General features: G+C 35.1%; 16 protein-coding genes, 1 tRNA gene and 3 rRNA genes. 3 read left to right on the top strand and 17 right to left on the bottom strand.

What is annotated here, in order from left to right; genetic code table 11:
• Positions 1-95: 95 nt before the first annotated feature.
• From rsmI to B5S50_RS11560, 12 genes are all read right to left on the bottom strand, one after another.
• Complete coding sequence (gene rsmI, locus B5S50_RS11615) at positions 96-935, bottom strand: 16S rRNA (cytidine(1402)-2'-O)-methyltransferase (RefSeq protein WP_217301886.1); 840 nt, start codon at positions 933-935, stop codon at positions 96-98.
• A gap of 6 nt (positions 936-941) precedes the next feature.
• Positions 942-1694 (bottom strand): tRNA1(Val) (adenine(37)-N6)-methyltransferase, encoded by a 753-nt coding sequence (locus B5S50_RS11610; protein ID WP_217301885.1) that lies wholly within the window; start codon positions 1692-1694, stop codon positions 942-944.
• 174 nt (positions 1695-1868) lie between these two features.
• Entirely contained in the window at positions 1869-2750 is an 882-nt protein-coding gene (locus tag B5S50_RS11605) for a flagellar motor protein MotB (RefSeq protein WP_217301884.1), read from the bottom strand.
• Entirely contained in the window at positions 2747-3541 is a 795-nt protein-coding gene (locus tag B5S50_RS11600) for a flagellar motor protein (protein WP_217301883.1), read from the bottom strand. Before B5S50_RS11600 ends, B5S50_RS11605 begins: the two co-directional genes overlap by 4 nt.
• A 146-nt stretch (positions 3542-3687) precedes the next feature.
• Positions 3688-3861: a DUF362 domain-containing protein gene (locus B5S50_RS11595; protein ID WP_063555847.1), complete on the bottom strand. Its 174-nt coding sequence runs from the start codon at positions 3859-3861 to the stop codon at positions 3688-3690.
• A 153-nt stretch (positions 3862-4014) separates the two neighbouring features.
• Entirely contained in the window at positions 4015-4218 is a 204-nt protein-coding gene (locus B5S50_RS11590; RefSeq protein WP_013236833.1) for a heavy-metal-associated domain-containing protein, read from the bottom strand.
• Between the two features lie 11 nt (positions 4219-4229).
• A complete protein-coding gene (locus B5S50_RS11585; RefSeq protein WP_217301882.1) occupies positions 4230-5135 on the bottom strand; it encodes a stage 0 sporulation family protein in 906 nt (301 codons plus the stop codon).
• A 4-nt stretch (positions 5136-5139) separates the two neighbouring features.
• Positions 5140-6084 (bottom strand): DNA polymerase III subunit delta', encoded by a 945-nt coding sequence (locus B5S50_RS11580; protein WP_217301881.1) that lies wholly within the window; start codon positions 6082-6084, stop codon positions 5140-5142.
• A gap of 16 nt (positions 6085-6100) precedes the next feature.
• Entirely contained in the window at positions 6101-6430 is a 330-nt protein-coding gene (locus B5S50_RS11575; RefSeq protein ID WP_065078891.1) for a cyclic-di-AMP receptor, read from the bottom strand.
• Positions 6431-6560: 130 nt separating this feature from the next.
• Entirely contained in the window at positions 6561-7244 is a 684-nt protein-coding gene (locus tag B5S50_RS11570) for a deoxynucleoside kinase (protein ID WP_065078890.1), read from the bottom strand.
• A 17-nt stretch (positions 7245-7261) separates the two neighbouring features.
• Positions 7262-8710: an aminotransferase class I/II-fold pyridoxal phosphate-dependent enzyme gene (locus B5S50_RS11565; RefSeq protein WP_217301880.1), complete on the bottom strand. Its 1449-nt coding sequence runs from the start codon at positions 8708-8710 to the stop codon at positions 7262-7264.
• Complete coding sequence (locus B5S50_RS11560) at positions 8689-8901, bottom strand: sigma factor G inhibitor Gin (RefSeq protein WP_065078888.1); 213 nt, start codon at positions 8899-8901, stop codon at positions 8689-8691. The genes B5S50_RS11565 and B5S50_RS11560 overlap by 22 nt, the downstream gene beginning before the upstream one ends.
• A 303-nt stretch (positions 8902-9204) precedes the next feature.
• Between B5S50_RS11560 and B5S50_RS11555 the strand changes: the two genes are divergently transcribed.
• Positions 9205-10146, top strand: a complete 942-nt coding sequence (locus B5S50_RS11555; RefSeq protein WP_217301879.1) for a magnesium transporter CorA family protein — start codon at positions 9205-9207, stop codon at positions 10144-10146.
• Positions 10147-10164: 18 nt separating this feature from the next.
• On the top strand, positions 10165-11079 hold the full coding sequence (locus B5S50_RS11550; protein ID WP_217301878.1) for an LD-carboxypeptidase: 915 nt from the start codon (positions 10165-10167) through the stop codon (positions 11077-11079).
• 205 nt (positions 11080-11284) lie between these two features.
• Here the strand turns inward: B5S50_RS11550 and B5S50_RS11545 are convergent, their stop codons facing one another.
• Both B5S50_RS11545 and B5S50_RS11540 read right to left on the bottom strand, forming a co-directional pair.
• Complete coding sequence (locus B5S50_RS11545) at positions 11285-11722, bottom strand: DUF6442 family protein (protein ID WP_065078885.1); 438 nt, start codon at positions 11720-11722, stop codon at positions 11285-11287.
• Positions 11723-12133: 411 nt separating this feature from the next.
• Positions 12134-12207 (bottom strand) — tRNA-Cys (locus B5S50_RS11540).
• Between the two features lie 154 nt (positions 12208-12361).
• On the opposite strand from B5S50_RS11540, the gene B5S50_RS11535 reads away from it, so the two are divergent.
• On the top strand, positions 12362-13087 hold the full coding sequence (locus tag B5S50_RS11535; RefSeq protein WP_065078884.1) for an NAD-dependent protein deacylase: 726 nt from the start codon (positions 12362-12364) through the stop codon (positions 13085-13087).
• Between the two features lie 269 nt (positions 13088-13356).
• Here B5S50_RS11535 and rrf read toward each other — a convergent pair.
• The 3 genes from rrf to B5S50_RS11520 all read right to left on the bottom strand — a co-directional run bounded on the left by rrf (position 13357) and on the right by B5S50_RS11520 (position 18478).
• Positions 13357-13473, bottom strand: a 5S ribosomal RNA gene (rrf, locus tag B5S50_RS11530).
• Positions 13474-13583: 110 nt separating this feature from the next.
• Positions 13584-16473: ribosomal RNA gene (locus B5S50_RS11525) — 23S ribosomal RNA — on the bottom strand.
• Positions 16474-16968: 495 nt separating this feature from the next.
• Positions 16969-18478 (bottom strand): 16S ribosomal RNA (locus B5S50_RS11520).
• Together the 16S, 23S and 5S rRNA genes form the textbook arrangement of a ribosomal RNA operon.
• Positions 18479-19205: the final 727 nt, after the last annotated feature.

Below are 19205 nucleotides of genomic sequence, written 5' to 3'. Positions count from 1 at the left end.
ATCAGCTTATTTTTTATCAATTTGTTATTCATGTTCTATATTTATTAACGATATTCAATAAATGTTATACAAATTTTAAACTTGCTATTTTTTTATTATAGGCCTAAAGAATGCTTATAAACTTCAGATTTTGAAAGTTTTCTATCCTTAGCTACTTTTTTTATAGCTTCTTTTTTATCTAATCCATCTTCCATATACATTTTTATATGTTTTTCTATAGACACGTTTATCCATTTTTCACTTTCTTCTCTTAAAAGTTCTTTTTCATCCTTACCTTCTACTACCAGTACAAATTCCCCTTTTGCATCATTACTTTCATAATAATTCATAGCTTCTTCTAGTGTAAATCTCAATATTTCTTCATGAACCTTTGTAAGCTCTCTACAAATGCCTATATGTCTATTTCCTAGGACGGTTGCTAATACTTCTAAGGTATTTTTTAGTCTATGGGGTGCTTCATAAAATATCAATGTTTCAGTTCTATTTTTTACACCTTCTAGTATACTTCTCCTATCTTTATTTTCCCTAGGTAAAAATCCAATGAATGTAAAGCTTGAAGTATCCAGTCCTGAGTAAACCAAAGCTGTTGTTACTGCAGTGGCACCAGGCAGGACTTCAAATTCTATTCCCTGTTCTATACAATTCTTTACCATAATGCTTCCCGGATCTGATATACCTGGTGTCCCAGCATCACTTACTAGAGCTATATCTTTACCATCTTTCAACTTTTGTATTAATAATTTACTTTTCTCATTTTCGTTGTATTTATGGCAACTTATAAGTGGTTTTTTTATATTGAAATGATTTAATAGCTTTAAACTCTGTCTGGTATCCTCTGCTGCTATTAAATCTACATTTTTAAGGGTATCAAGAGCTCTTAAAGTTATATCACTCAAATTTCCTATAGGAGTTGCCACTAAAAAAAGTTTTCCCATTACACATTATCTCCTTAAACATCTTCCGTATATTCTATCAATTTCATCTGTATAGCTTCCATCTAATTTATGTACACATATAGGTGCTTCCCATTTTAAAAACGGTTTTCCATTATTTTGTCCCTCTATAAGTACCATATTAGGTGCCTTGTTAACACATGGCTGTACCATTGTCATTAGCTTAGGCTCTATATTGTATTTCCTCATAGTACACATTATATCTACAAGCCTATCCGGTCTATGTATCATATATAGCTTTCCATTATCTTTTAATAAAGTCTTTGCTGCCTTTATAACATCTTCTAATGTACAGCATATTTCATGCCTTGATATTGCATTTTCGTATTGGGCATTTGTAATTCCCGAATTTTTCAATTTATAAGGTGGATTTACCGTTACTACATCCACTTTTGGTAACTTTTTTAAAAATCCAAAATCTACTAAATCTCTGTGAATAAACTCAACTCTTTTCTCCATTCCATTAAAAATTACAGAACGAGTTGCCATATCTACCATACTCTTTTGAATTTCCATACCTGTTATATGCTCAGCCTTTGTTTTACCAGCTATTATAAACGGTACTATCCCTGTTCCGCTACATAAATCAATTATATTCATTCTAGGTTTAATTTTAGCAAAATTTGCAAGTAAGACAGCGTCCACTCCAAACCTAAAGCTATTTTTTTTCTGTATAATACATATTCCGTTTATTTGTAAATCATCTAATGTTTCATCACTTCTCACCAAATTCAATTTCACTTAAACGTCCTCACTTATAAAATTTATTTTACACAAGTTTACACATTAACTTAAATTGTAATTTAAATAAAATATGTTGTCAAATATTAGATACTTAACTATCATTAATTTTTGTAAAAAATAAAATCCCATCAAAATTAAGGGATTTAATAAATAATATATTACTAACTATGTTTAATGTTGTTCAGATTGCTTTACCTTTTGTTGATCTGTAGTTATAGTCTGTGAGGTACTCTGTGAGCTGACAGTACTGCTGCTCTTACTACTCCCGCTTGTACTATTGTTGCTTGTACTATTTCCACGCTCAATACTGTTAAATTTATTGCTTTCTATAATTATATCTACTCTCCTATTTTTAGCTCTATTTGCATCTGTCGAGTTATCAGTAACTGACCTGTATTCTCCATAACCTACTGATGTAAGCTTTTCAGGTTTAATACCTACTTTATTTTGTAAAAATTGAGTGACATTAGCTGCTCTAGCACAAGATAGCTGCCAATTAGATGCATATTCATTATTGCTAATAGGAACATTGTCTGTATGTCCTTCCACCCTTATAGAATTTCCCATTTGACTTATCATTTTTCCTATTCCCATTAATGTATTTTGGATTTCAGGTTTTATTTCAGCTTTTCCTGTATCGAAAAACAAAGTATTACTTAAACTCACAACAAGCCCTCTTTCATCTATCTGTGAGCTTACACTTTGACTTAATCCGTTAGCTGCAAGATATGAGTCCACTTGTTTTTTTAGTTGCTTTAATTTATTTGCTTCCATCTTAACCTGTTGTTCTGATTCGTCACTTTCAGTTGGCTTATCTACTGTTTTAACACTATCTTTGACACTAGAAGTATTATCAGCACCTATTATTGTTTTTCCCCCTCCCATTGCTATACTGAGAGATTGAGAAAGTTTATTATATTTAGTTTGGTCTACCTGGCTCATAGCGTACATAACTACAAAGAATATCATAAGAAGTGTCATAAAATCAGCATAACTAAGCATCCATCTTTCTGCACTTGGTCCTTCATCTGGTTTTTTATTTTTCTTCTTCATAATGCAGCCTTCCCATCCATTCCTTCATATTTTGCCAACTCCTGCTTGTTCAAAAATCCCTTTAATTTTTCTGCTATGGTATTTGGATTTATACCTTCTTGAATATATAATATTGCTTCAATTATAAGAGTTTTTTCCTTAACTTCCTTTTCATCTTGCTGCTTCAATCTATTGCCTAATGGAAGCCATAATAGATTTGCAGATCCTATACCATATAATGTAGCCAAAAATGCACTTCCTATTTTACCTCCTAAGCTAGCTGTATCTGTAAGGCTACCTAAAATATGAACCATTCCCATAACTGTACCTATAATACCCATAGTAGGTCCATATCCTCCTGCACTTTCAAATACACTTGCCCCTTGCTTATGTCTCTCAGATGTGGATTCAAGCTCCAATTCTAGTATATCTCTTACAGCTTGAGGATCTACTCCATCTACTACAAGTTGAAGACCCTTTTTTATAAAAGGATCTAAATTAGGGTCATTGGATATTTCACCTTCCAAACTTAACAAACCATTTTTTCTAGTTTTATAGGATACATCTTTAAAATACAAAATTAAATCAACTAAACTTGCTTTTCTAGGATTAAAAATCACTTTAAATATCTTAGGTACTCTTTTTAATACGTCTAATGGAAATGATAAAGCTACAGCTCCAAATGTTCCACCAAAAACTATTACAGCTGCCGCAGGGCCAAAAAGTGCCGTTGGGGTTCCCCCATCCATCATAAAACCAGCTGTTACTGCAGCAATTCCAAATATCGTAAATATAACAACAGATATATCCATATTTCCCTCCATCTAGTACATTTTCTAACTATAATTTATTTAATCTCCTATCTATATTAATTATTCGTGTAAAATAACTTACTCTTTATACAGAATTTGATATTTATATAAATTAAAAAGGCCACCTTATGGTGACCTCCTAACAATTAGTTTTCTTCAACTGGTGCTCCTACTGGACAAACATTAGCACAGTTTCCACATTCTATACATTTTTCTGGATCTATTACAAATTGACTATCTCCTTGGCTTATAGCATCAGCTGGACATTCTGAAGCACATGAACCACAACTTACACACTCTTCTGTAATTTTATATGCCATCTTATGTAACACCTCCTTAACTTTTAGATAATGTTTTCATCCCCTGTATTTTATCACATTTGTTATAATTTTAAAAGATAATTTTAGGCATTTGAAAGAAAATAACAAGTCAAATATGCTAGCATACTGACTAGTTATTTCTTTGAAAATGCCTTATAATACTGCATAACCTAAATCTTCTATACACTGGATAATTTTATTCTCTGTTATAAAGTAATTATCATATACTATGCTTACTTTTCCTTTTTCTTTGTTTATTTGGCAGGCTATCACCCCTTCACTACTGGAAATAACCTTTCTTATTTTATTAACATCCTCAGAAGTACGTATATTAGGAATTTTAAATACTGATTTCATATGTTACCTCCTTAATCCTCCTTAAACAATTGTTTAATCATATCTGCATCTTCTGTTTCTTCATCAATTTTTATCTCATTTTCATTTATACTACCTTCAAATCCTCCCGAAATTACTTTAACTCCACTTATAGGCACTTCTTCTACTATATCATCACCATCTTCAACTTTTATCTTTATTTTAATACTTTCCTTTACTACAGAATTGTCTATAACTTCTCCCTTTCCATCAGGTGTACTAACTACAGACCCTATCTTAGGCAACTTCTGTCTTATTTTTTCATAAGTATCTTGTTCATAATTCAAACAGCACATAAGTCTTCCACATATTCCTGATATTTTAGTAGGATTCAATGATAAATTCTGTTCTTTTGCCATTTTTATAGAAACAGGTACAAAATCGCCTAAAAATGTAGAACAACACATAGCTCTGCCGCAAGGCCCCAGACCCCCTATCATTTTTGCCTCATCTCTTACTCCTATCTGTCTAAGCTCTATTCTTGTTCTAAATATGGATGCAAGATCCTTCACCAATTCCCTAAAATCTACTCGTCCGTCAGCTATAAAATAGAATATAACCTTATTGTTGTCAAAAGTATACTCTACATCTATAAGCTTCATATTTAATTCATGTTGTTGTATTTTTTCAATACATATATTAAAAGCTTTTTTCTCTTTTTCTTTATTTTCATTATATTTTTGTATATCTTCTTCCGTAGCTATCCTTAAAACGCTTTTAAGTGGTGAAACTATGTCACTCTCACTTATATCTTTTGGTTCTATGACACACTCACCAAATTCTATTCCCCTTGCTGTTTCTACTATTACACTATTTTCTCTTTTTATATTTAAGTTACCTGGTGAAAAATAATATATTTTACCGGCCTTTTTAAAACGTACTCCTATAACTGTTACCATATTTTTACACCTCCTGCATTTTCACCAACATAGAATTAAAAACTAAAGTTCTATTTACATTACTTTCTAATTTTTCTCTAGCATCCTTTACTACATTAATAATATCATTCAACTTATTAAATGAAAACATTTCTCCTATAGTCTTTATATCTTCAAATTTATCAATATTTATAATAAATTTTCTATTACCTGTTTCTTTGTATACAAGTACATCTCTTATATACGACAAAATACAAGTTAATACTTCTTGCCATTCATACTTGTCTTTAGATATACAATCTGAAAGTTTTAAACAGGAACTAACATTCTCACGGCATAATTCTTTAAATATATTTAAAATTATATTTCTCATTTCACTTAAAGATATATCCGAAATAAATTTTTCTGCTCTTCCAGGTATTCCATCACTAAATGCTAAGACAGATCTTAACTCTTCGGTAGATAAGCTAGGAAATTTGGCATTTAAAAAAATCTTCATATCTTTTTGGCTTAACCTATTAAGTTTATATACTTGACATCTAGACTTTATTGTATCCAATATTCCATCTAACTTTTCACATAAAAGTAACATAAAACTTCCACTGGGAGGTTCCTCTATAGTTTTTAGTAATGCATTTTGAGCTGCTTCTGTCATTTTATCTGAATTATATAGTATTATTACTTTTTTGTCACCCTCATAAGGTTTTTTATTCATCTCTTCTATTATATTTTTTACTTCCTCTATCCCAATGGATTTTTTACCTTTTGCTATTTTAAATTCAATTATATCTACATACTGCTTCATCTGCTTTTTTCCCAATATATCTAAAGCTATTTCTTTAGCAAGAAGACTTTTACCTATCCCATCTTCTCCTACAAAAATATGGGCATGAGAAAATCTATTGGAAGTTACAGAATTTTTCATCTGGAGTTTTATATTCTCATGCCCTATTATATTGCAAAATTCCAACTCAATATACCTCCTATTAAATCTTTACAAACTTATCTACATCTACTACAAATATATTTGCTCCTCCAACTTCTACCTCCACAGGATAGGGCATATATACCCCTGTAGAACTTGCTACAGATGAAGGAGTTGTTATAATTTGATTTCTTGTTTTACATACGTCTTCTATATGGGCTATTACTTCATCAACGTCATCTTCTTCCACTCCTATGAGCAAAGTTGTATTACCTGCTCTTAAAAATCCGCCTGTAGTTGCAAGTTTAGTAACCCTAAATCCACCTTCTGTTAAAATTTCCAAGAGATCAGTAGCATCATCATCCTGAACAATGGCTATAATTAATTTCATAAAACATCACCTCTTGTAATTTATTTTACAAACAATTGCCTAAATTTCTCAAATTAGCTTATATTTATTATACCATAAGTACTTATTGTCTCATATAACTGAAACTTTTAATTAATACATTAACTTTTTACTATAGTATTTTTTTTATCAAATCATATATATCTTCATGGATTTTATCTACAGTCTTTATTTCACTACCTTCTATACATGAAATTTTGTTCCAACTATATTTATCTACAATATGAATAGCATTTTTATAAGAATTAACTAAATACTCATAATCTCTTTCATGTATGTCCTTTTCTGCATTACCCGTAAATTTATTATTTCTCTTAGTCATAAGTTTTTTACTATATTCAGGAGGCATATCCAAAAATATAACACAATCTGGTACAGGAAGTCCCAATATATCAAATTCAAAATTCCAGAGCCATTTTAAAAACTTATTTTTCTCTTCTAAATCATCAATCTTAGAAGCTTGATGTATCATATTAGCTGTTGTATATCTATCTGCAAGTATTATTCCGCCATTTTCATAAAACTTTTTCCACTCTATCTTATAAGATGCAAATCTATCCACTGCATAAAATGTTGATGCTGCATATGCGCTTACATCTTCAGGTTTTTTTCCAAAATCCCCGTTTAAATACATTCTTACTAAAGCTGAAGACTCACTATTATAATTAGGATATTCTATTTTTTTTAAATTGCAATTTTCATTTAAAAGCCTTTTATAAAGTTTTTCTGTCTGCGTAGCTTTTCCGCTGCCATCACATCCTTCTATGACTATAAGTTTTCCTTTTTGTAAACTCATTTGCTTTCCTCCAAAATTTATTTTACAACTTTTATTTTATTGTCTTTTACCCCAATTAAATCCATACTATTTTTTATATAATATTTAATAACTTGAATGACATTTTTATCTATCAGCTCTCCCATAGACAATACAGGAACCCCTGGAGGATATGGTATTACACTTGCACCGCTTATCCTTCCACATGAATTATTTAAATCTACCATTTCTTTTTCTACATCTATAACTTGAAATGGAAGCATTCTGCTTTGAGGTATTCCGTATTCCACTCTATTTGTTTTCTTACATTTAATTTCTTCTAAATTACAATTCTTTAATACAGTATACAATCTTTCAAACTCCTCTTTTTCATTAAAGGGAGAAAAAATCAATACTAAATTAGAATTGTCACTCATTTCACACTGCATATTTAATTTTCTCAAATAATTTAAAAGTAAATTTCCGCTGTATCCTGACTCTAGATTTATAGTATATCTGGTTAGATCTATATCTGCTACACTTGGTGCTGCCTTTCTTTCTTTAGAATTAAATTGTATTATATCCTTTCTGCCAATTACCTGCAATCCTCTTATAGAGTTTATCTTATTCCTATAGTATTCAGCTACCTCTATAAGTTTTTCGTAATCACTGCTGCCATACTTCTCAAGGTAAAATCGAGCATAATCCATAGAACAAAGTGCTATGTATGAAGGACTTGTACTTAAAAACGCATTATAATAAAAGTCTACTTTATTTATGCATTTCTCATTATTCACATGTAAATAAGCAGTTTGAGTTAAACTAGGCAGCGTTTTATGTGAACTAGTAACTACCATGTCTGCACCAAGTTTCACGGCACTCTCAGGTAAATTTTTATTAATACCAAAATGTGCCCCATGAGCACAATCAACTAATACTTTTATGTTAAGCTTTTTTGCCTCCTTTATTATAAACTTGAGATTGCTGCATATTCCATAATAATTGGGATATGTAACTACTATCCCTTTTATATCCTTATTTCTCTTTAGTACCTGTAAAAAATGCTCCAAATTTATGCAAATAGGAGCATTTATTTTTTCACTTATAATATTTTCTAAATATATAGGAATTAACTTCCTCATAATTATTCCATTTAGTATAGAGCTATGGCAATTTCTTTCTACTAAAACTTTATCTCCTTCATTAAAATTACTAAATAACATTATCATATTTCCGGAAGTGCTTCCATTAACTAAAAAATAAGACTTTTTACTTCCATAGAGCTTTGAAAGACGCTTACTTGCATCTAATATTATACTTTTTTGATTATGAAGATTGTCTACACCATCTACTTCAGTAATATCAAATTTTAAAATATTAGATATAAATTCTCTTCCTATTGAAGTATTATAAAAACCTCTTCCATTTTTATGACCTGGCATACAAAATGATATATTATTTTCCTTAATGTATTTTAAAACTCCTTCTAAAAGTGGTAATTCTGACAATGAGTTATCTCTCCTCTTATAATAAAACGTGCTATAGTTTTACTTATTCTTTCTTTATAGTATTCGTAAAAATCTAAATCATTTTCTAATTTTATTAATCTTTCTTCACAATTTTTACATATTCCTCTACCATATATTATTATACCATCACTCAAAGGTTTTCCACATATGATACAATATTTTTTTTTCATCTACATCCTCCTAGAAGCACTACTTACAAATTAATACTATTACTTTTGTTATTTAAATTTTTACCCTTAATGCATAAAATATTCAATTTAAAAAATTCTTTTTCAGTTTTATATTCTATAATATATACTATTCAGTTTTACCCCTAAACTTATTTTGTCCACATAAATAAATTTAAATAGTAGTATTTATATTTATATTTTATAATGCTATATTCAAAAGTATGTTTTCATAAGATATAATATAAATATAGTATATAAAGAAACTAACTAAGATACCCTGCTAATTTTTACAAGGAGGCATACATGATTTCAATTTATAAAACTATAGATGAGTCAAATAATATACAATCTTTAGATACCATAGAACATGGCTGCTGGATTAACGTTGTAGCACCTTCAGATGAAGATTTACTTTTAATATCAAAGAAATCTGGTGTTTCAATGGACTTTTTAAAAGCTGCTCTAGATGAAGAAGAAACGTCACGTATAGATACTGAAGATAATAATCTACTAGTAATAGTTGATATTCCTTTTACAGAAATGGAAGTTAACTCTTTAACTTATGATTCTTATCCATTAGCTATAATTCATACAGAATCTACTTTAATTACGGTTTGTTTGAAAAACAGTAAAATTCTTACTGATTTTATAGATGGTAAAGTTAAATCCTTTTACACGTTTAAACGTTCTAGATTTATTTTACAAATACTTTATAGAATAGCAAGCTATTACCTGATCTATTTAAGACAAATAGACAAGAAAAGCGTAATGATTGAGCAAAGACTTCATAGATCCATGAAAAATAAAGAGTTTATTCAACTTTTATCTTTGGAAAAATCTCTTGTTTACTTTTCAACCTCCTTAAAAGCTAACGAGATTACTTTAGAAAAAATGTTAAAGTTAGAACTTTTGCAGAAGTATCCTGAAGATCAAGATATTCTAGAAGATGTTATAATTGAAAATAAACAAGCCATAGAAATGACAAACATATATAGTAATATCTTAACAGGAACTATGGATGCATTTGCCTCAGTTATATCAAATAACTTAAACATAGTCATGAAACTCCTAGCTTCAGTAACTATAGTTATGTCAATTCCAAATATAATATTTGGTTCTTTTGGAATGAATTTAAATGGAATACCTTTTGCTAAATCTCCAAATGGCTTCTGGATGTTATATGTCATAACAGCTTTAATTTGCCTGGTGTGTATATTATTTTTAAAGAAAAAGAACCTATTTTAATTTTAGGATGTGATGATTTTGATTGGGAAAAGATTGAAAAGGGGAGATACTATAGGCCTTATATCTCCGGCAAGTGCAGAGAAGCCTGAAAAAATCAAAGAAAAAATCGAGGTTTTAGAAAATCTTGGTTTTAATATTAAACAAGGAAAACATATATACGACAAATGGGGTTATTTAGCTGGTAAGGATGTGGACAGGGCTTCCGATATTATGGATATGTTCTCAGACAAAAGTGTAGATATGATATTATGCACAAGAGGTGGATACGGCAGCATGAGACTTCTTCCTCTTATTGATTTTAACATTATAGAAGAAAATCCTAAAATATTTGCAGGATTTAGTGACATAACCACTTTGTTAAATAACATATACGATAAATGCCATATGATTACCTTTCACTCTCCAATGTGTACTTCTAATTTTTATGATTTTACATTAAAGAGTTTTTTAGATACCCTAATGTGTGGATATGCTCCCTTTACTATAAAAAACCCTGAGGACATTCCCACACAGTATTTTAATGGAGAGTACGCATGTGGTACTCTTATAGGTGGTAACCTATGTCTTATATCTAGTCTTCTAGGTACTCCTTATGCTCTAAATACTGAAAATAAAATACTCTTCATAGAAGATGTAGGAGAAGAACCTTATAGAATTGACAGAATGCTTACTCAATTGACACTAAGTGGAGATCTTCAAAAATGTTCAGGTTTTATTCTAGGACAGTTTACAAATTGTGAACTTCCACATTATGAACGAAGTTTAACTTTAACCGAAATACTTGAAGACAGAATACTTAGCTTAAAAAAACCAACTTTAATCAACTTTCAATCTGGCCATTCATATCCAAGAATAACTTTACCAATTGGAAGCAATGTAGAAGTAAATTTTAAAGAAGGAGAAATACATGCATTAGAACCTGTAGTAAAATAGATCATTTAACTACAAATATAAACTACACCAATCTTTTATCCAATGACTACCTGCTCTAATACTCTCACGCACTCTGTGAAAGCGACTATCACCAAATCAAAGATTTGTTGATAGTCGCTTTTCTCTAAGTAGAAGTAAAGAGCAGCTACATCCCTGGATAACGATTTTCCCTAAAGGATAACGCCTTCTAAGTGCTGATAGAATTTTACATATCTTTATCATATTTACTTATAAAATATATATTTGAAAATACAACAAACAGGTACGCAATAACAATGGCTAAAACTACTGACCAACTCACACCCATCAGTGCAAATGCCATCATCAATGCCCCGAATACCAATATCATAAGATCATATGCCTTAGCTTTAGCTTTATTTCTTATTGCTATGTTTCTCTCATCTTTTTCATCAATTTCCCTTTGCTTAGCTATCTCCGGATTTTTTTTCATAGTATATATATCAAAGGCAGTACCAAGGTTCTGTCCAAATACCCCAGCTCCAATTCCAATAAGAATATATGGCAAAGTCTGAATGATACCTTGATCATTTCTCGTAAGCTTTGCTAATATAGCACCTGTAGCCAAAATTGCAAAACCAACGAGTGAAAATACTAAATACATTGCAGCACTCTTATTTTTCATTTTTTTCCTCCTCATAGATAATACTTCTTATAAGCTGTTTTCCACATAACAGCTATTTTTCTAAATGATATGGAAAGTTAACTTTACATTTTTATATTACTACCATATATTATGGATGTCAAGTATACTTTCCACAAAAATAATCAAGCATGTTCTCTCCTATTACATCAACACTTCATAAACTTTTAAGCCTGCAAGGATATAGTGGTTACCTACAGTTTATTAGTGTTAACCCTAAAAGTATACTGCAGAAAATATCGCTTGAAGTACTTTACATAGTTTAATTATTCATACATCGTTAAATATTCTCATTCTACAACACAAATGTTTTAGCCAAAATAAAAATAGCTTATACAGTTAAATTTCAGAGAGATAACTGTATAAGCTATTTTTAAATCGCTTATATTAAATTGGAGGCGCCATCCAGATTTGAACTGGAGATAAAGGTTTTGCAGACCTCTGCCTTACCACTTGGCTATAGCGCCATACTTTTTTTAACAAAATTTATAATATCATTTTAAATACTTTTTGTCAACTCTAATTACTAAAAAACTTGCCCTTAAATAAAACATGATAATATTTTCCAAACAATTAAACATATAAAAAGTATATGCTATAATATTAATCAGAGGTGATTTTATGAGTTATGAGAATTTAAAATCAGCTGTAGATTCAAGTACTAATATTGTATTTTTGGGTGGTGCAGGAGTTTCTACAGAATCGCAAATACCTGATTTTAGGTCTGAAACAGGATTATATAAAACTAAAAATAATTTTTCATATCCTCCTGAAGTAATGTTAAGTCATAGTTTTTTTATGTCTCATACTGAGGATTTCTTTGATTTTTATAGGGCAAAAATGATATACAAAGACGCAAAGCCAAATGACGCTCATTACGCTCTTGTGGAATTAGAAAAAATGGGAAAGTTAAAAGCTATAATAACTCAAAATATAGATGGTCTCCATCAAATGGCAGGATCAAATAATGTATTAGAGTTACATGGTTCCATTCACAGAAATCATTGCACTAAATGTGGAAAATCTTTTGATTTAGATTATGTACTAAATACCCCAGGTCTTATACCAAAATGTGATAAATGTAATGAAACAATAAAACCAGATGTAGTTTTATACGAAGAAAGTCTAAACATGCACACATTAAACAAATCTGTAAAATACATCCAACAAGCTGATATGTTAATTGTAGGAGGTACTTCCTTGATAGTATATCCTGCTGCAGGGTTAATTAATTATTTTAAGGGAAAATATTTGGTTCTTATAAATAAATCTTCTACTTCTTATGATACTGAAGCTAATATAATTATACATGATAGTATAGGAAAAGTTCTAAAAAGTGTATTATAAGATTTATTCTTTTTAATAAACAGAGTTCTTGACATCAGGTGAAGTTTAAAACTCCACCTGATACTTATAACAGACTTCTTAGTGCTTTAGCACTTACAAGCGTTATCCTTTAGGAGAAATCGTTATCCAGGTACATAGCCGCTCGCCACGTACACTTGGAGAAAACCGACTGTCACAGAGTGTGTAGGAGTATTAGAGGAGGTAGTCATCAGATAAAATTAATTTATGATAAAAAAAATTAGAGTACTAATCAGTACTCTAATTTTATTACCTGGCAGCGACCTATTCTCCCACAGGGCCTCCCCTGCAGTACCATCGGCACTGTGAAGCTTAACCTTCCTGTTCGGTATGGAAAGGGGTGTTACCTTCACGTCATTACCACCAGATTATTATCGAAAATTGCTATTTCTATCAATTTTCTTTTCTATTATCTTTTAAGAGTTCAAATTACTCTGTCCTCTCAAAATTGCACAGTAAACTTTTCTTTCGTTTTTATTTGGTCAAGCCCTCGACCTATTAGTATCAGTCAGCTTAACAAGTTGCCCTGCTTACACCTCTGACCTATCTCCTCGTGTTCTTCGAGGGGTCTTACTAGCTTACGCTATGGGAAATCTTATCTTGAGGTGGGCTTCACACTTAGATGCTTTCAGCGTTTATCCCTTCCCAACTTGGCTACCCAGCTATGCTCCTGGCGGAACAACTGGTTCACCAGCGGTCGGTCCATCCCGGTCCTCTCGTACTAAGGACAGCTCCTCTCAAATTTCCTGCGCCCGCGACGGATAGGGACCGAACTGTCTCACGACGTTCTGAACCCAGCTCGCGTGCCGCTTTAATGGGCGAACAGCCCAACCCTTGGGACCTACTTCAGCCCCAGGATGCGACGAGCCGACATCGAGGTGCCAAACCTCCCCGTCGATGTGAACTCTTGGGGGAGATCAGCCTGTTATCCCCGAGGTAGCTTTTATCCGTTGAGCGATGGCCCTCCCACGAGGTACCACCGGATCACTAAGCCCGACTTTCGTCCCTGCTCCACTTGTTTGTGTCGCAGTCAAGCTCCCTTCTGCCTTTGCACTCTTCGAAGAATTTCTAACCCTTCTGAGGGAACCTTTGTACGCCTCCGTTACTTTTTAGGAGGCGACCGCCCCAGTCAAACTGCCCGCCTAACATTGTCCCGTCTCCAGTTTCATGGAGCCCGGTTAGAATTCCAGTACTGTCAGGGTGGTATCCCAACATCGACTCGGTAATGGCTGGCGCCACTACTTCCTAGTCTCCCACCTATCCTGTACAGACAATACCGAAATTCAGTGCTAAACTGCAGTAAAGCTCTACGGGGTCTTTCCGTCCAATCGCGGGTAGCAAGCATCTTCACTTGCACTTCAATTTCGCCGGATTTGTTGTCGAGACAGTGCTCAAATCATTACGCCATTCGTGCGGGTCGGAACTTACCCGACAAGGAATTTCGCTACCTTAGGACCGTTATAGTTACGGCCGCCGTTTACTGGGGCTTAAGTTCTGACCTTCGCTTGCGCTAAGTCTTCCCCTTAACCTTCCAGCACCGGGCAGGCGTCAGCTCCTATACTTCAGCTTTCGCTTTAGCAGAAACCTGTGTTTTTGATAAACAGTTGCTTGAGCCTTTTCTCTGCGGCCACTTGCGTGGCTCTCCTTCTCCCTAAGTTACGGAGTTAATTTGCCTAGTTCCTTAACAACAATTCTTCCGATGGTCTTAGGATTCTCTCCTCACCTACCTGTGTCGGTTTGCGGTACGGGCACATAAAAGCTCCATAGAGACTTTTCTCGGCAGCGTGAAATCAGGTACTTCCCCTTGCGGGTTCCCCATCACACCTCATCATTGATATACCGGATTTTCCTGGTATACCTGACTCGGTGCTTAGACATACATCCATTTGTATGCACACCTTATCCTCCTGCGTCATCCCTTTTGTCAAACGCTTTTATGCGGTATCGGAATTTCAACCGATTGTCCATCACCTACGCCTTTCGGCCTCGGCTTAGGTCCCGACTTACCCTGGGCGGACGAACCTTCCCCAGGAAACCTTAGGTTTTCGACCAATAAGATTCTCACTTATTTCTCGCTACTTATGCCAGCATTCTCTCTCCTGTACAATCCACTGTTCCTTCCGGTACAACTTCAACTCATACAGGATGCTCCTCTACCACTCTTTCGAGTCCACAGCTTCGGTGGTAAGTTTTAGCCCCGGACATTTTCGGCGCATGATCTCTTGACTAGTGAGCTATTACGCACTCTTTAAATGAGTGGCTGCTTCTGAGCCAACATCCTAGTTGTCTTAGAAATCACACATCCTTTCCCACTTAACTTACACTTTGGGACCTTAGCTGGTGGTCTGGGCTGTTTCCCTTTTGACCACGGATCTTATCATTCGCAGTCTGACTGCCGGAATTCAAGTATATGGCATTCGGAGTTTGATAAGGTTCAGTAACTGTTGTCAGCCCCTACCCCATTCAGTGCTCTACCTCCATTACTCATTTCCGACGCTAGCCCTAAAGCTATTTCGAGGAGAACCAGCTATCTCCGAGTTCGATTGGAATTTCTCCGCTATCCACAGCTCATCCCATGGTTTTTCAACACCAACGTGGTTCGGTCCTCCACGGAATTTTACTTCCGCTTCAACCTGGCCATGGATAGGTCACTCGGTTTCGGGTCTACAACATACAACTTCGCGCCCTTTTCAGACTCGGTTTCCCTCCGGCTCCATACCTTAAGTACTTAACCTTGCTGCATATCGTAACTCGCTGGCTCGTTCTACAAAAAGCACGCCGTCGTACTTTACGTACTTCGACTGTTTGTGGACACACGGTTTCAGGTTCTATTTCACTCCCCTCCCGGGGTTCTTTTCACCTTTCCCTCACGGTACTCCTTCTCTATCGGTCACCAGGTAGTATTTAGCCTTGGGAGGTGGTCCTCCCTGTTTCCCACAAGGTTTCTCGTGTCTCGTGGTACTCTGGATTAGATCTGGCTGCTCTTTGCTTTCATTTACAGGGCTTTTACCTTCTCCGGCGGAGCCTTCCAGCTCTCTTCAATTAACACTTCACAGTATTTATGACCTATCCGCAACCCCAGGAACAAGTTCCTGGTTTGGGCTCTTTCCCGTTCGCTCGCCGCTACTTAGGAAATCGATGTTTCTTTCTCTTCCTCCGGGTACTTAGATGTTTCAGTTCCCCGGGTTTGCCTCTACAAACCTATGTATTCAGTTTGCAGTACCTAGCGTTATCTAGGTGGGTTTCCCCATTCGGATATCTCTGGTTCTCTGGCTATTTGCGCCTACCCAGAGCTTTTCGCAGCTTATCGCGTCCTTCTTAGGCTCCTGGTGCCAAGGCATCCTCCATGCGCCCTTTGTAGCTTGACCTTTATTATCGAAAATTGCTATTAACTTCGCATATCTTCGTCAACCTTTTCGCTGTGGTGCTCATTTACATAAGTAAACTCTGCTCCTCGCTCAAATCTTTCCTCGATCTGCTCGTTACTATCAATTTTCTTATTATCATCATATCATCTTTAAAATGATACTTTACTACAAAGGTTATATTATAACCTTAGCTTTACTTTATTTCTTATTTACTGTGCAATTTTCAAAGGACAATTTTTCAATTTACATTCCTAATTGGTTGTAAACTGAAAGAAGAATCTATCTGATCCTTCAAAATTAAACAGAGTGAAAAATTGCTATTAACTTCGTATATCTTCGTCAAAATCATTCACTGCGGTACTCATTTACATTAGTAAACTCTGTTCCTCGCTTATGTTTTTCCTTGATATACTTGTTACTATCAATTTTTAAGTATTAACTTACTTAAACCATCAATTTATAAGATAGATTATACTCTATCTTTCGACTCCCTAGAAAGGAGGTGATCCAGCCGCAGGTTCTCCTACGGCTACCTTGTTACGACTTCACCCCAATTACTAACCCCACCTTCGGCCGCGTCCTCCTAAGTTAGACTACGGACTTCGGGTGTTGCCAGCTCTCATGGTGTGACGGGCGGTGTGTACAAGGCCCGGGAACGTATTCACCGCGACATTCTGATTCGCGATTACTAGCAACTCCAACTTCATGTAGGCGAGTTTCAGCCTACAATCCGAACTGGGGGCAGTTTTTGAGGTTTGCTCCACCTCGCGGTCTTGCTTCTCTCTGTACTGCCCATTGTAGCACGTGTGTTGCCCTGGACATAAGGGGCATGATGATTTGACGTCATCCCCACCTTCCTCCGCGTTAACCGCGGCAGTCTTGCTAGAGTGCTCAACTAAATGTTAGCAACTAACAACAGGGGTTGCGCTCGTTGCAGGACTTAACCTAACATCTCACGACACGAGCTGACGACAACCATGCACCACCTGTATCCCTGCCCCGAAGGGCTTCTCTTATCTCTAAGATATTCAGGGTATGTCAAGTCCAGGTAAGGTTCTTCGCGTTGCTTCGAATTAAACCACATGCTCCGCTGCTTGTGCGGGCCCCCGTCAATTCCTTTGAGTTTTAATCTTGCGATCGTACTTCCCAGGCGGAGTACTTATTGTGTTTACTGCGGCACAGAAGGGGTCGATACCTCCTACACCTAGTACTCATCGTTTACGGCGTGGACTACCAGGGTATCTAATCCTGTTTGCTACCCACGCTTTCGTGCCTCAGCGTCAGTTACGGTCCAGAGAATCGCCTTCGCCACTGGTGTTCTTCCTAATCTCTACGCATTTCACCGCTACACTAGGAATTCCATTCTCCTCTCCCGCACTCTAGATATCCAGTTTGAAATGCAGTGCCCGGGTTAAGCCCGGGTATTTCACATCTCACTTAAATATCCGCCTACGCACTCTTTACGCCCAGTAATTCCGGACAACGCTCGCCACCTACGTATTACCGCGGCTGCTGGCACGTAGTTAGCCGTGGCTTCCTCCTTGGGTACCGTCATTATCGTCCCCAAAGACAGAGCTTTACAATCCGAAAACCTTCTTCACTCACGCGGCGTTGCTGCATCAGGCTTTCGCCCATTGTGCAATATTCCCCACTGCTGCCTCCCGTAGGAGTCTGGACCGTCTCTCAGTTCCAATGTGGCCGATCACCCTCTCAGGTCGGCTACGCATCGTCGCCTTGGTAGGCCGTTACCCTACCAACTAGCTAATGCGCCGCGGGTCCATCTCAAAGCGGATTACTCCTTTAAATCAATCTCCATGTGAAAACTGATTATTATGCGGTATTAATCTCCCTTTCGGGAGGCTATCCCCCTCTTTGAGGTAGGTTACCCACGTGTTACTCACCCGTCCGCCGCTAATCCACTCCCGAAGGAGCTTCATCGCTCGACTTGCATGTGTTAAGCACGCCGCCAGCGTTCGTCCTGAGCCAGGATCAAACTCTTAATTTAAAAGTTTGTATTGACTCTTCTTATTACGAAATTACTTTTTTAGCTGCTCTCGCAGCTCAAAAGAATTGCTGGTTTATTCTAAATAAGTTGTACTTATATCTTCCTCTGTTTAATTTTCAAGGATCATTTTGCTGTCTTACTTCGACAGCTTTTATAGTATATCATCTATTTCTTACTTTGTCAACATCTTTTTTTCAAAACTTAATTTTGAATTGCATGAGACATTACAATTGATATTCTCAAATTAATGTCTTCGCTTGATGACGACAGTTGCTATTCTAACACATTACATATATACATAATTCAAAAATATCACCATTATATAAAATTATCTTATAATACATACACTATGATACTTATTCCTTAAATATTCTTATACTGACACACTAGGTTATGTTGTTTTTTTAATATAAACAGAGTTCTTTGCGTCAGATGGAGTTTTGACTCCACCTGATGCTTAGAAATCGTTATCCAGGGACATAGCTGCTCTTTACTCCCACTTGGAGAAAAGCAGATATCCCAAATCTTTGATTTGGTGATAGTCACTTTCACAGAGTGCGTGTGAGTATTAGAGCAGGTAGTCATCGGATAACAAAATAACCAGAGCTCTTGGTATCAGATACCTAATGCTTATTAACAGTTTTCTTAATTTCTTTAGCACTTAGAGTACGTTATCCTTTATGGAAAATCATTATCCAAATATGTAGCCAATCTAATGCTCCCACCT

This window comes from Clostridium sp. 001 (assembly GCF_019056555.1).
Lineage (GTDB): Bacteria > Bacillota > Clostridia > Clostridiales > Clostridiaceae > Clostridium_B > Clostridium_B ragsdalei.
The sequence above is the reverse complement of the archived record's forward strand: the minus strand, read 5'-3'. Positions and strand labels throughout refer to the sequence as shown.